Genomic DNA, 13094 nt, shown 5'->3' on the forward strand with positions numbered 1-13094 from the left:
CATGAGCGCGCCCCCGCATCCCGTGCATCCGCCCCTGTCCGAACTCGTCGGGCTGGAGGCGGCCGTCCAGGGGCTTTCGCTGGGCGCGCGCCAGAAACCGCACAGTGTGCTGGCCGGCCTGCACGCCTCCCGCCTGCGCGGGCGCGGCCTGGATTTCTCCGAACTGCGCCGCTATGTCGCAGGCGACGACCTGCGGCAACTGGACGCGCGCGCCTCGCTACGCTACGGCAAGCCCTACGTGCGCACCTACACCGAGGAACGGGACCGGCCCGCGCTGATCGTGGTGGACCAGCGCATGAGCATGTATTTCGGCTCCGTGCGCGCCTTCAAGTGCGCCGTCGCCGCGCGGCTGGCCGCCCTGGCGGCCTGGACCGTCTACCGCGCTGGCGACCGCGTCGGCGGCATTGTCTTCGGCGATGACGGCAGCCACGCCATCGCTCCGCTGCGCAGCCGCGACCGGGTGCGTGAGATGCTCGCTGCGGTGGCGCGCGCCAACGGCGCGCTCTCGGCCGACAGCGCCGCGCGGGACGCCGACGGCGCGCTCAACCAGGCGCTGCGGGCCGCCCAGGCCCTGATGCCGCACGATGGGCTGGTCTGCGTCATCAGCGACTTCGTCGGCGCCGATGCGCAGACGCTGCGCCTGCTGCGGCTGCTGGCCGCGCACAACGACGTGCTGGCGATGCTGGTGTACGACCCCATGGCGCAGGACCTGCCGCGGCGCGGCCGGCTGGTGGTCTCGCAGGGTGAATTGCAGATCGAAGTGGCCATCGGCCGCGAGCGCGAGCGCCGACCGCTGGCCGACTTCTTCAGCGGCCGCCTGCGCGAGGTGGCGGACCTGTTGCGCCGCAGCCAGGTGCCGCTGCTCTCGATCGACACGGCCGACGATGCGCTGATGCAACTGCGCCGCGAACTCGGGCGCATGCCGGCGCCGGGAGGCCGCGCATGAGCGCCGAGGCGCCCGGACTCGATCAACTGCGCGAGCTGCCGCTGCCGGCGGCAGTGCCCTACTGGCCGCAGACCTGGGGCTGGCTGGTATTGGGCGTGATTCTGCTGGCGCTGCTGGGCGGCGGCTTGTTTGCCGCGCTGCGCCACCGCCGCCGCAACCGCTACCGGCGCGAGGCGCTGGCCGAACTCGGCCGGCTCGATCGGGCCGTGCAGGCCGATCCGCTCGCCCTGCGCGCCCTGCCCGGCCTGATCAAGCGCACCGCCCTGGCGGCGCAACGGGGAGGCGGGAAGACCGGCGGCGTCGGCGCGCTCAGCGGCGACGCCTGGGTGCGCGCGCTGGCGGCCGGCAGCGTCGCGCTGGCGCCGGACAGCGCGCGGCTGCTGGCGGTCATCGCCTATGCGCCCGACGATCGCCTGCGCGGCCTCGCGCCGGCGCAGACGCGGCAGTTGCTGCGCGAAACGCGCGTCTGGATGGAGCGGCACCATGTGGCGGCTTGAATATCCGTGGCTGCTGGCGCTGGCGCCCCTGGCCTGGGTCGCCTGGCGCCTGCTGCCGCCCTATCGACCCGCCCGCTCGGCGCTGCGCATGCCGTTCTTCGAGCAGATCGCCACGCTCACCGGCCGCTCGCCGCACCGGCCCGAAGCGTCGCGCGGCGGCGCCCAGGCGTGGCTCGGGGTGGCGGTCTGGCTGCTGCTGGTGCTGGCGCTGGCACGGCCGCAATGGGTGGAGCCGCCGCTCACGCACAGCCGGCCGGTGCGCGACGTGCTGCTGGCGCTCGATATTTCGCAGTCCATGGACAGCACGGATTTCCGCGACGCGCAGGGGCGCCCGGTCAGCCGCTGGAGCGCGGTGCAGGCCGTGGTGGCGGACTTCATCACCCGGCGCGGCGACGACCGGCTGGGGCTGATCGTATTCGGCACGGCCGCCTATCCGCAGGCGCCGCTGACGCTGGACCACGCGGCGCTGCAACTGCTGCTGCGGCACACGGCGGTTGGCATGGCCGGGCCCAATACCGCCATCGGCGACGCCATCGGCCTGGCCATCCGCATGCTGGATGCCGTGGACGAACCCGACAAGGTGCTGATCCTGCTGACCGACGGCAACGACACCGGCAGCGCGGTGCCGCCGCAACGCGCCGCCACCCTGGCCGCGCAGCATCACATCCGCATCCACACCATCGGCATGGGCGACCCGCAAGCGCGCGGCGACGACAAGGTCGATTTCGGCCTGCTCGAACACATTGCGCAGTCCACCGGCGGGCGCTTCTTCCAGGCCAACGACCGCGAGAGCCTGCAACAGGTGTATGCGACCCTGGACCAGATCACGCCGCGCCGGGTCGACACGCTGAGCCACCAGCCCAAGCGCGATTTCTTCTGGGTGCCAGTGGGCCTGGCGGTGCTGCTGCTGGCGCTGTGGCATGCGATCGCGGCGCTGCTGGCATGGCGGCGGGATGGGCAGTCGGTGGCGCGGGAAAAAGAGGACGGCGCATGGACCTCGACCTGAGCGCCTTCCACTTCCTGCGGCCCCTGTGGCTGCTGGGCCTGGTGCCCGCCGCGCTGCTGTGGGCCGGGTGGCGCGCCCTGCGCGCGCGGCCACGGCACAGCGGCATCGCGCCGCAGCTGTTGCCCTATCTGCTGCTGCAATCGGCGGGCAGCCGTGGGCCGCGCCCCATCGACGTGCTGGCGGCGCTGCTGGCCCTGGGCGCGGTCGCCGCGGCCGGGCCCACCTGGCAGCGCGACGAGCCCGGCTATCTGGACAATGTGGCGCCGCTGGTGCTGGCGGTGGACCTGTCCGCCTCGATGGACACGGCGGACGTGCCGCCCAGCCGGCTCGAAGCCGTCAAGCGCAGCGTGCGCGACATCGCCGCCCAGCGCAAGGGCGCCAAGACCGGCCTGGTGGTGTATGCCGGCACCAGCCATCTGGTGCTGCCGCCGACCGACGATGCCGCCCTGCTCGACCTGTTCGCGCAGGCGCTGGCCACCGATCTGCTGCCGGCGCGCGGCCGCGACGTCGCAGGCGCCATCGCCTTGTCCAACCAGGTGCTGCGCGCCGAGCGCGCCGGGGGTTCGGTATTGCTGCTGACCGATGGCGCCGATCCCGCCACCCTGGACGCGGTGGGCAAGGCCGCCCGCGCCGCGCCCGACCTGCAGGTACTGGTCATGGCCGTGGGTATCAACGGCCTGGACACCGGCGCGCTGCGCGACCTGGCGCAGGCCGCGCACGCCCCCCTGGGCAGCCTGACGCGCAGCGCCGACGATCTGGACTGGGTCCGGCTGCATGCGCAACAGCATTTCCGCGCGGTCCAGGACGCCGCCACGGCGCAACCGCACTGGCGCGACGCCGGCTACTGGCTGTGCTGGCCGCTGGCCTTGCTGGCGCTGATGGCGCTGCGGCGGGGCTGGCGCGTGTCGTGGTCGGCCTGCCTGCTGGTGGCCGGCATCTGGACCGCGCCGCAGCCGGCCCAGGCGGGAACCTGGGCGGACGCCTTCCTCACGCCGGACCAGCAAGGCCGGTGGGCATTCGACCACGGCGACTATGCGGCTGCCGCGGCCCATTTCGCCGATCCGTACTGGAAGGGCCGCGCCGCCTATGAGGCTGGCGACTATGCCGCGGCACTGACGGCGTTCTCCGCCTTGGACACACCGCAGGCCCACTTCTATGTGGGCAACTGCCAGACCCGCCTGCGCCAATACGACGCCGCGCTGGCGGCCTACGACAAGGCGCTGGCCCTGCGCCCGGAGTGGCCCGACGCCGTCTTCAATCGCGACATCCTGCGCCGGCTGCTGGCCGCCATGACGCAGGAAGACCAGGGCGACCAGGCCGAACCGCCCGACCAGAGCCGCCAGGACCGCGCCGCCAAGGACGCCAGGATGAAGACGGCCGCGGCGCCCAAGGCCGTCTCCGAAGACGTATGGCTGCGCAACCTGACGCTGTCGCCGGCCCAGTTCCTGCGCGGCAAGTTCGCGGTGGAAGACAGCATGCGCGAGGCCACGCCATGAAAACCGCCATGCTCGCCGGCCTGCTGTGGGCGCTGGCCCTGGCGTGCGTCCCCGCCCGGGCGCAGGACGCCGCGCCGGCGTTGCGCGTGCGCGCCGCCATCCAGGACGCGGCGCGGATCGCGCCGGGCGCCACCGTGCCGCTGCAACTGGACGTGCTTACATCGACCTGGTTCACCCAGCCGCCGCAACTGCCCGCGCTGAGCCTGCCGGGCGTCATGGTGACGCCCGCCACCGGTGAAGGCGCGATCCTGCATGAAACCATCGACGGCGTGGCCTACAGCGGCTTGCGCTACACCTACCTGCTCAGCCCCGCCGCGGCCGGCACGGTGACGGTGCCGCCGTTGCGGGTCAGCGCCAAGGTCGGTCCGGGCCAGCGTGACGCCGCGGGCGCCAGCCAGCCGCTCACGTTCGAGGTGACGGCCACGCCCGCCACGGCGGGCGCCGCAGCCGCACCGGCGCCCACGCCGGAGGTATCCCAGGCATTCAGCCTGGCGCCCGATCCGGCCGTCGTGGGCGGGCGCATCACGCGATCGGTCACGCAGCGCGCCATGGGGGTGCAGCCGATGATGCTGCCCCCGGCCCCGCTGCGCGACGTGCCCGGCTTCAAGCGCTATCCGCATGAGCCGGAAGTTACGACGCTGACCGACGGCCGCGGCGGCTTCCTGGGCGGGCAGCGCGTCGACCGCAGCGACTACGAGCCGCTGGCGGCCGGCGAAGCCGCCCTGCCCGCCCTGTCCTGGAACTCGCCGGACGCGAGCGGCGCCGGCGGCGCGCAGGCCCGCCTGCCGGGACGCAGCTTCCAGGTCGGCGCCGCGCCCGCCGCCGCGCCGCCGTTCTCGCTGGCCGATGACCTGGCGCATCTGCGCCAGGGCCTGCGCTGGGTGATTCCGGCCGCCTGGCTGCATGCCGCGGCCGCCGTGATCGCACTGGCGCTGCTTGCCTGGTCGGCCCGCTATCCGCTGCGGCGGCTGGCGACGGCGGCGCGCGCCCGGTTGCGCGCGGCGCGGGCGCGCTACCGCGCGGGCGAGCGCTATGCCTGGCGGCAGTGGCGGCGCGCGCCCGGCGACGCGGCCGCCGGCCTGACCGCGTTCTACCGCTGGCTCGGCCTTGCCGCCCACAGCCCGGACCTGCGCGGCGCGCTGCGCGCCGCGCAGGCATCGCAGCGAGACGCCGGCAACGCGCTGCTCGAAGCCACCTATGGCCCGCAGCGCCAGGGCGCGGCGCCGCGCGCGCAGTGGCTGGCGCTGTCGCGCGACTGGCGTCGGGCGTGGCGCGCCGCGGCGGCGCACCCGGCGCCGCACGCCTTGCCGCGCCATATGAATCCGCGCCAGGACGGCGCATCGGCAACGGGCCGCGGGCCCGCAAGGAGCAACCCATGAGCGACTGGGGAATGCAGGTGTGGCGCCGCTGGCGCCTGCTGTGTGGCGTGATGGCGATCGGGCTGTTGTCGGCTTGCGCGGGCCACCGCGCCGACCCGGCAGCCACCTTGCCTTCATGGAACGACGGGCCGTCGCGCCGCGCCATCGTGGACTTCGTGCGGACCGTGACCACGCCGGGCGGCGCGGGCTACGTGGCCGAGGCGGACCGCATCGCGGTGTTCGACAATGACGGCACGCTGTGGAGCGAGCAACCGGCATATTTCGAACTGCTGTTCTCGCTCGACCGGGTCAAGGAAATGGCGCCCAGCCACCCGCAGTGGCGGCGCGAGCAACCCTATCAGGCGGCGCTGGCGGGCGACCATGCGGCGCTCGCGGCCAGCGGCACGGAGGGCCTGATCAAGATTGTCGGCGTCACCCATGCCGACATGACGACCGAGGCCTTCACCGACAGTGTCAGGCATTGGGTCGGCACGGCGCGCCATCCGCGCTTCCAGCAGCCCTACACCGCCATGACCTACAAGCCGATGCGCGAACTGCTCGATTACCTGAGGGCGAACGGCTTCAAGACCTACATCGTGTCGGGCGGCGAGGTCGAATTCATGCGCGCCTGGGCGCAGCAGGCCTATGGCATTCCGCCCGAACAGGTCATCGGCACGACCTTCGTGACGACCTTCGACATGCGTGACGGCAAGCCCACCCTGTGGCGCACGGCCAAGCTGGAATTCAACGATGACGGCCCGGGCAAGCCCGTGTCGATCCAGCGCCAGATCGGCAAGCGGCCGATCCTGGCTTTCGGCAATTCGGACGGCGACCTGCAGATGCTGCAGTGGACCGCCGCCGGACCCGGACCGCGGCTGGCGGCGCTGGTGCATCACACGGATGCCCGGCGCGAATGGGCCTACGACCGGGATTCCAAGATCGGCCGCCTGGACAAGGCGCTGGACGAGGCTCGCCGCCAGGGGTGGACCGTGGTGGACATGCAGCAGGAGTGGAAGCAGGTGTATTCGTTCGACCAGTAGTGATTGTGGTGAATCAACGCGCCCCGAGCGGGCAAGGAGAACAGTCATGAAGGCAAGACGATGGTGGGGCGCCGCGCTGTTGGCCGCCAGCAGCCTGGTGGCCATGGGCGGCGCGCAGGCGCAGGCGACAACGGGGCAGGCCAAGCCCCAGGGCGATACCTCCGGGAAGAAACCAAACATCCTGGTGATCTTCGGCGATGACATCGGACAGGCGAACATCAGCGCCTACACGCGCGGCGTGGTCGGCTACACGACGCCGAACATCGACCGCATCGCCAAGGAAGGCGCGATTTTCACGGACTACTACGCGGAGAACAGCTGCACGGCCGGACGGTCGAGCTTCATCACGGGTCAGTCGCCACGGCGCACCGGCCTGTCCAAGGTCGGCGTGCCGGGCGCCACGGTGGGCCTGCAGGATCGCGACATCACCATGGCCCAGGCGCTCAAGTCGCATGGCTACAACACCGCGCAATTCGGCAAGAACCACCTTGGCGACCGCGACGAGTACCTGCCGACCAAGCACGGCTTCGACCAATTCTTCGGCAACCTCTACCACCTCAACGCCGAGGAGGAACCGGAGCGCCCCTACTGGCCGCAGAATCCCAAGGATCCCATCATCGCGGCCTACAAGCCGCGCGGCGTGATCAAGGCTTCGGCCGACGGCAAGATCGAAGACACCGGCGCCCTCACGACCAAGCGCATGGAAACGATCGACGACGAGACCGTGGGCGCGGCGCTGGACTACATCGACAAGCACGCCAAGGACGACAAGCCGTTCTTCGTGTGGATGAACACCACGCGCATGCACATCTACACCCACATCCGGCCCGAGTACAAGGGCAAGAGCGGCATGCCCGGCAACGACTACGCCGATGGCATGTGGGAGCATGACCAGGACGTGGGCAAGCTGCTCAAGAAGCTCGACGACCTGGGCATCGCCGACAACACCATCGTGGTCTACACCACCGACAACGGGCCGAACCAGTTCAGCTGGCCCGATGCCGCCACCACGCCGTTCCGCAACGAGAAAGACTCGAACTGGGAAGGCGCCTTCCGCGTGCCGGCCATGGTGCGATGGCCCGGCAAGATCGAGCCGGGCACGGTCAAGAACGGCATCGTGTCGGGCCTGGACTGGTTCCCGACCCTGCTCGCGGCGGTGGGCGACACCGACGTGAAGGACCGCCTGCTCAAGGGCTGGACGCCCGGTGGCGGGCAGAAGAACTACAAGGTCCACCTGGACGGCTACAACCAGCTCGACTACCTGACCGGCAAGTCGGACAAGAGCGCGCGCGACGACTTCTACTACTTCAACGACGATGGCCTGCTGGTGGCCATGCGGTTCGAGAACTGGAAGATCGTGTTCTGCGAACAGCGCGCGCCGGGCGGCTTCGCGGTCTGGAGCGACCCGTTCGTGTGCCTGCGCGTGCCGAAGGTGTTCAACCTGCGCATGGACCCGTACGAACGCGCCGACATCGTCTCCGACCAGTACAACGACTGGCTGTCCAAGAACGCCTATCTGGCGTTCATCGGCTCGGCCAAGGCGTCGGAGTTCCTGCAGACCTTCGTCGAGTATCCGCCCAGCCAGCGGCCGGCGAGCTTCAGCGTCGACCAGGTGCAGGAAGCAGTGGACAAGGCCATCGAGAAGCACTTCGAGGAACAGGCCAGGAAACAAGGCAAGTCCGGCTCGTAGCGCGCCAGGCGGCGCCCGCCGCGGCGGGCGCCGCCTGCGCGTGATGGCAGTCCCTCAATCCATGGAGCGTCCCGTATGGCACAAGCAGGCGTGGCAAGCGCGTCACCGAACGAAGCCGGAACCTTGACGGGCGCGGGCGCGAGCCTGGCGCCCGCCTGCGCGCTGCTGGGACTGTCGGGCGCGGCCTCATTGATATTCCAGATTCTGTGGATCAAGCAGCTTTCCCTGATCGTCGGGGTCGAAGTCCACGCCATCGCCACGGCCGTCAGCGCCTTTTTCCTGGGGCTGGCGGCGGGCAGCTGGTGGCTGGGCAGGCTGGCGGAACGGCACGCCAACCCCTGGCGCATGTATGCCGCCGTCGAACTGGCGATCGGCCTGGCCGCGCTGGCGGTCACCTTCCTGCTGGCGCACGGCGCCGGCCTGTTCGCCCGCTGGCAGCCGCAGCAGCCGCTGCTGGCCTGGGCCATCCTGTTCGCGGTGGTCGCGCTGGCGCCTTTTTTCATGGGCGGCACCTTGCCCATCCTGATGCGCGCGGTCAGCGCCGGCCGCAGCGGCCATGATGGCGGCGCCTTGTACGCCGCCAACACCACCGGCGCCATCGCCGGCGCGTTGCTGCCGGCCTTCCTGCTGATTCCCGCCCTCGGCGTGCAAGGCAGTGCCCTGGCCGCCGCCGCGCTGAACCTGGCGGCCGCCTGCGGCGCGTGGTCGCTGCGCGGCCGGCCGCCGGCCCCGGCGGTCGACAGCCCCGCCGCCCGCGAGGCGTCGCGCCTGTCGCCGCAGGCCCGGCTGGCCGCGGCGCTGTATGCGGTGGCTGGCGCCGTGGCGCTGGGTTACGAGGTGCTGTGGTCGCAGATGATCATCCCCTTCATGAGCACGCGGGCCTTCGCCTTTTCGGTGGTGCTGGCGGTCTACCTGGCCGGGCTGGCGCTGGGCGCGGCATGCTATGCCCGCTGGGGCCACCGGTTCGGCGATCCGTGGCGCGTGTTCGCGACATTGATCGCGGGCGCGGGCCTGATTGCCCTGGCCGAGGCCGCGCTGCTGGGCCTCTGGCTGGTGCCGGCCCAGGATCTGGCCGAAGCCGGCATGCGCAGGATTTTCGACAATGGCCTGGCCGGAATGAGCGCGCGCTTCGCCGTCGCCGCCAGCGCGGTGGTGCTGCTGCCCACCCTGCTGCTGGGAGCGGCCTTTCCGGCGGTGCTGCAGATCGTCGCCCCGGGCGAGCGCCGCAGCCGTGGCGCAGGCCTGGCCCTGGCGGCCAACACCCTGGGCGGCATCGCCGGCACCGCGCTGGTCGCCTTCGTGCTGCTGCCCTGGCTGGGCACGATCCGCAGCCTGACGCTGCTTGCCGCGACCGCGTGCGCCGTGGGCGTGGCGGCCGCCTGGCGCGGCCGCGCGGTCGCCCCCATGGCCCCGGCGCTGGCCGGCGCGCTCGGCGTCGCCGCGCTCATCGTCGGCTGGGCCCTGCCGCAGGATCATCTGGCGCGGCTCATGCCGGGCGCGCGCGGCAAGCCCCTGGTATTCCACCACGAGAGCCATGGCGGCACCGTTGCCGTGGTCGAGAACGGCCGCGGCGGGCAGCGCTTCAACCGCCTCTACATCCAGGGCGTGTCGAACTCGGGCGATGCCATGCCATCGCTGCGCTACATGCGGCTGCAAGCCCTGCTGCCGCTGATCGTGCATGCCGGCGAACCGGAATCCGCCCTCGTCATCGGCTATGGCACCGGCATCACGGCGGGCGCGCTATCGCGCTATCCCGGCCTGAAACGCCGGGTGGTGGCCGAACTGCTGCCCGGCGTGCTGCAGGCCGCGCCGTTTTTCCAGGGCACCTACGACGCCTATCGCGACAGCGGCTTGCAAGTGCGGCTGCGCGACGGCCGGCGCGAGCTGCTGGCCAGCGCCGACACGTACGACCTGATCACGCTGGAGCCGCCGCCGCCGTCGGCCGCGGGCGTGGTCAACCTGTATTCCCGCGACTTCTACGAGCTGGCGGCGCGCCGGCTCAATCCGCAAGGCATCGTGGCCCAGTGGCTGCCCCTGCCGACGCAGAACCTGGACGACACCCGCGCCCTGGTGGCCAGCTTCATCGCGGTATTCCCGCACGCCTCGCTGTGGACCACCGAGCTACATGAAATGTTGCTGGTCGGGTCGCCGGATCCGCTGCCGTTGGTGCCCGAACGCATGGCGCGGCGCTTTGCCGCGCCGGCCCTGCATGCCGCCCTGGCGCAAGTCGGCGTGTCCTCGGTGGCGGCGTTGATGGCGACCTGGGTGACCGACCGCGAGGGACTGGCGCGCTTTGCGGAGGACGCCGCGCCGGTGACGGACGACAGGCCCTCGATCGAATACGCCCCCTGGGTCCGCCCGCGCGAGATCGTCCGCACGCTGCCTGCGCTGATGGCATTGCGCGGCGCGCCGCCCCTGCAAGGCCCGCCAGCCGATTGGGCCGCCGACATCGACGGCGAACGCGCCGTGCTGGACCTGTTCTATCGCAGCGCGCTGGCGGCGTATCGCGGCGACCGCGAAAGCTGGTCGCGCGACGCCCCCGTGCTGGCCCGCGCCAGCCGCGAGAACGCCTACCTGCGATGGTTCATGAGCGGCGCGGAGACGGCGGACTGACGCCGGCCCCCGGCCATCGCTACCGCCCGGTCATTTCCTGTTGTTGCCGGCGAATGCGGCCGTGATGCCCAGACCGATCAACATGGCGCCCCCCACATAGCGCTCGAAGTGCAGGTAGCCGCGGCTGCGCCGCAGCCATTGGCCGGCGGCGCTCGCGGCAAAGGCGTAGCACGCGTCGCTGGCCAGGCCCAGCAAGGTGAAGACCAGCCCCAGGAATACCACCTGCGCGGCCACATGGCCGCGGCTGACGTCCACGAACTGCGGCAGGAACGCCATGAAGAACAGGGCCGTCTTGGGATTGAGCAGATTGACGATGAAGCCGTCGCGGAACATCCTGCCGTAGCCACGCGTCTTGGACGGCGCGTCGACGGAGGCGGCGGCCGGGCGCGTACAGATTTTCTTGAGGCCCAGCCAGATCAGGTAGGCGGCGCCAGCATACTTGACGATGCTGAAAGCCAGCGCCGAGGAAGCCAACAAGGCCGACAATCCGAGCGCGGCCGCCAGCACGTGCACCAGCGTGGCCGCGTGGATGCCCAGGTCCGACACCAGCCCCGCCTTGCGGCCCTGTTCGACCGACTGGGCAATGATATAGAGCACGGCCGGTCCGGGAATCGCCAACAGGATCAGCGCGGCACTGACGAACAGCGCCAGGTTTGCGGTACTGGGAATCACGAATTCCATGGTTCAGGCTCCAGCGGTGGGCAGGTGGAATGGGAATCCCACTGTACCGCAGCGCGCCCCGTTCCGGCGCGTTCGCCCGCCCGGCATGCGCGCCGCCATGCCAGCGCGAGGGACTCGCCTTCCCGCAACTTGACCATAATATTGAACGACGTCTAATATTTAACGACGTTGAATAATTGGATCGATCATCATGTTCAGACCGCTGTTGCAGATGCTGAGGAACAAACAGCTCTTGCCGGCTTTGGCCGCCAATGTGCTGTACCGGCCGTTCTACCAGCTCAGTTTCCTGGCGGCATTGAGCGCGTCCGGACTGATGGCGCGCCTGGCCGACGGGCCGATCCCGTTGGCGCAACTGGCGGCCGGCAACCCCGCGGGCGACGCGGCCGGCGCGCGCGAAGCCCTGCGCGCCTGGCTACAGATGGGCTGCCGGCTCGGCCTGCTGCAACTGGGGCCCGAGGGATATGCATTGCGCGGCCTGGCCAGGAAACTGGCGCGGCCCGAAAACGACGCCACGCTGGCGCTGGTCCAGGAAGCGGCCAGCATGCATCACCGCCTGATCCTGCAGACGCCGGCCAAGCTGCGCCAGGGGGAACTCTGGGACCTGGAAAACCAGGACGGCGAACTGACCGCGCGCTCATCGCGCGCGCTCGAGCCTTTCCTGGTCGAGGCCATCCGGCGTTTCGTGCCGCGCACCGGGCCCTGCCGGCTGCTTGAAGTGGGCTGCGGCTCGGCGATCTACATCCGCCACGCCGCCCTGCACAATCCCGACCTGACCGCGACCGGGCTGGAACTGCAACCCCGGGTCGCGCGCGTCGCCCAAGAGAACATCCAGGCCTGGGGGCTGCGGGACCGCGTCACCATCGAAACCGGCGACATACGACACGGGGAGCTGAGTCCGGCCTACGACCTGGTCACGCTGTACAACAATATCTACTATTTCCCGGTCCACGAGCGGGTCGCGTTGCTGGCCCGGGTAAGACAACTGCTCAAGCCTGCGGGGCAGCTCCTGCTGGCCACCTGCTGCCAGGGCGGCAACGCCGGCATGGAAGCCCTCAATCTATGGGGCGCGTCGAACCGGCACGGCGGCCGCTTGCCCGACAGCGACGAAATGCGGCAGCAGTTGCGCGACGCCGGTTATGCAAACGTGGAGGTATCGCGGCTGATCCCCGGCGACAGCTTTTTTGCCTTCCGCGCCAGCGCCGCCGGCGCTCGATAAGCTGGGCAAGACGAAACTCGACGGCGTTCCGGCCAATACACCGAGCAGCCCCGGGGCACGGCAATGCCGCGGCCCAGGGTATCGGTCCCCGGGACACGCTTGACCTTGCCAAGGTGGCCACCTTTACGCTGGTCGCATGGTGAAACGCCGCCCCTTTCAGCGTACGCGGGCGTTTCACTGCCGTCCCGACGAACAAAGGTACCCCGACATGCCGAAAATCACGGTTCTCCCCCACCCCGACCTCGCGCCCGAGGGCGCCGTTGTGGACGCCAGGCAAGGCGCGTCCATCTGCGACGCCCTGCTCGACCATGGCATCCACATCGAACACGCATGCGAGCAAAGCCGGGCATGCACGACCTGCCACTGCATCGTCCGCAAAGGCTTTCACGCGCTCAACGAAATGGACGAAACCGAGGAAGACCTGCTGGACCGCGCATGGGGCCTGGAAGCGCAGTCACGCCTGAGTTGCCAGGCCATCGTCGGCGAGCAGGACCTGACCATCGATATTCCCAGATACACGCTCAATCATGCCAAGGAAAACCACTGAGGCG

Annotated in this window: 11 protein-coding genes; 10 read left to right on the forward strand and 1 reads right to left on the reverse strand. The window is 70.6% G+C overall.

Annotated elements, in window-relative coordinates:
* Window position 1: 1 nt before the first annotated feature.
* The 8 genes from AC6CR5_RS08880 to AC6CR5_RS08915 all read left to right on the forward strand — a co-directional run bounded on the left by AC6CR5_RS08880 (window position 2) and on the right by AC6CR5_RS08915 (window position 10646).
* Window positions 2-946: a DUF58 domain-containing protein gene (locus AC6CR5_RS08880; protein ID WP_054443656.1), complete on the forward strand. Its 945-nt coding sequence runs from the start codon at window positions 2-4 to the stop codon at window positions 944-946.
* A complete protein-coding gene (locus AC6CR5_RS08885) occupies window positions 943-1443 on the forward strand; it encodes a DUF4381 domain-containing protein (protein ID WP_498085536.1) in 501 nt (166 codons plus the stop codon). Before AC6CR5_RS08880 ends, AC6CR5_RS08885 begins: the two co-directional genes overlap by 4 nt.
* Window positions 1430-2449, forward strand: coding sequence for a vWA domain-containing protein (locus tag AC6CR5_RS08890; RefSeq protein ID WP_054443657.1), 1020 nt, complete (start codon window positions 1430-1432; stop codon window positions 2447-2449). The genes AC6CR5_RS08885 and AC6CR5_RS08890 overlap by 14 nt, the downstream gene beginning before the upstream one ends.
* The gene (locus AC6CR5_RS08895) at window positions 2434-3945 is read left to right on the forward strand and encodes a vWA domain-containing protein (RefSeq protein WP_498085537.1); all 1512 of its coding nucleotides are present in this window, start codon (window positions 2434-2436) and stop codon (window positions 3943-3945) included. The genes AC6CR5_RS08890 and AC6CR5_RS08895 overlap by 16 nt, the downstream gene beginning before the upstream one ends.
* Entirely contained in the window at window positions 3942-5324 is a 1383-nt protein-coding gene (locus AC6CR5_RS08900; protein WP_498085538.1) for a BatD family protein, read from the forward strand. The genes AC6CR5_RS08895 and AC6CR5_RS08900 overlap by 4 nt, the downstream gene beginning before the upstream one ends.
* Window positions 5321-6343 carry an HAD family hydrolase gene (locus tag AC6CR5_RS08905; protein ID WP_026381990.1) on the forward strand — a complete coding sequence of 341 codons (1023 nt, stop codon included), beginning with the start codon at window positions 5321-5323 and terminating at the stop codon, window positions 6341-6343. The genes AC6CR5_RS08900 and AC6CR5_RS08905 overlap by 4 nt, the downstream gene beginning before the upstream one ends.
* A 46-nt stretch (window positions 6344-6389) precedes the next feature.
* Window positions 6390-8033 (forward strand): arylsulfatase, encoded by a 1644-nt coding sequence (locus tag AC6CR5_RS08910; RefSeq protein ID WP_049054710.1) that lies wholly within the window; start codon window positions 6390-6392, stop codon window positions 8031-8033.
* Between the two features lie 75 nt (window positions 8034-8108).
* Window positions 8109-10646 (forward strand): spermidine synthase, encoded by a 2538-nt coding sequence (locus tag AC6CR5_RS08915; protein ID WP_498085539.1) that lies wholly within the window; start codon window positions 8109-8111, stop codon window positions 10644-10646.
* Window positions 10647-10676: 30 nt separating this feature from the next.
* Here AC6CR5_RS08915 and AC6CR5_RS08920 read toward each other — a convergent pair whose 3' ends face one another.
* A complete protein-coding gene (locus tag AC6CR5_RS08920) occupies window positions 10677-11327 on the reverse strand; it encodes a LysE family translocator (RefSeq protein ID WP_026384282.1) in 651 nt (216 codons plus the stop codon).
* Between the two features lie 190 nt (window positions 11328-11517).
* Between AC6CR5_RS08920 and AC6CR5_RS08925 the strand changes: the two genes are divergently transcribed.
* Both AC6CR5_RS08925 and fdx read left to right on the forward strand, forming a co-directional pair.
* Entirely contained in the window at window positions 11518-12543 is a 1026-nt protein-coding gene (locus AC6CR5_RS08925; protein WP_498085540.1) for an SAM-dependent methyltransferase, read from the forward strand.
* Window positions 12544-12751: 208 nt separating this feature from the next.
* Window positions 12752-13090, forward strand: a complete 339-nt coding sequence (fdx, locus tag AC6CR5_RS08930) for an ISC system 2Fe-2S type ferredoxin (protein WP_006384976.1) — start codon at window positions 12752-12754, stop codon at window positions 13088-13090.
* Window positions 13091-13094 lie beyond the last annotated feature (4 nt).

Source organism: Achromobacter sp. EG18 (assembly GCF_059759395.1).

Coding starts and splice junctions, on each gene's coding strand:
- AC6CR5_RS08905 (WP_026381990.1), top strand. CDS start 5,321: ATGAGCGACTGGGGAATGCAGGTGTGGCGCCGCTGGCGCCTGCTGTGT.
- AC6CR5_RS08910 (WP_049054710.1), top strand. CDS start 6,390: ATGAAGGCAAGACGATGGTGGGGCGCCGCGCTGTTGGCCGCCAGCAGC.
- AC6CR5_RS08915 (WP_498085539.1), top strand. CDS start 8,109: ATGGCACAAGCAGGCGTGGCAAGCGCGTCACCGAACGAAGCCGGAACC.
- AC6CR5_RS08890 (WP_054443657.1), top strand. CDS start 1,430: ATGTGGCGGCTTGAATATCCGTGGCTGCTGGCGCTGGCGCCCCTGGCC.
- AC6CR5_RS08895 (WP_498085537.1), top strand. CDS start 2,434: ATGGACCTCGACCTGAGCGCCTTCCACTTCCTGCGGCCCCTGTGGCTG.
- AC6CR5_RS08880 (WP_054443656.1), top strand. CDS start 2: ATGAGCGCGCCCCCGCATCCCGTGCATCCGCCCCTGTCCGAACTCGTC.
- AC6CR5_RS08925 (WP_498085540.1), top strand. CDS start 11,518: ATGTTCAGACCGCTGTTGCAGATGCTGAGGAACAAACAGCTCTTGCCG.
- AC6CR5_RS08900 (WP_498085538.1), top strand. CDS start 3,942: ATGAAAACCGCCATGCTCGCCGGCCTGCTGTGGGCGCTGGCCCTGGCG.
- AC6CR5_RS08885 (WP_498085536.1), top strand. CDS start 943: ATGAGCGCCGAGGCGCCCGGACTCGATCAACTGCGCGAGCTGCCGCTG.
- fdx (WP_006384976.1), top strand. CDS start 12,752: ATGCCGAAAATCACGGTTCTCCCCCACCCCGACCTCGCGCCCGAGGGC.
- AC6CR5_RS08920 (WP_026384282.1), bottom strand. CDS start 11,327: ATGGAATTCGTGATTCCCAGTACCGCAAACCTGGCGCTGTTCGTCAGT.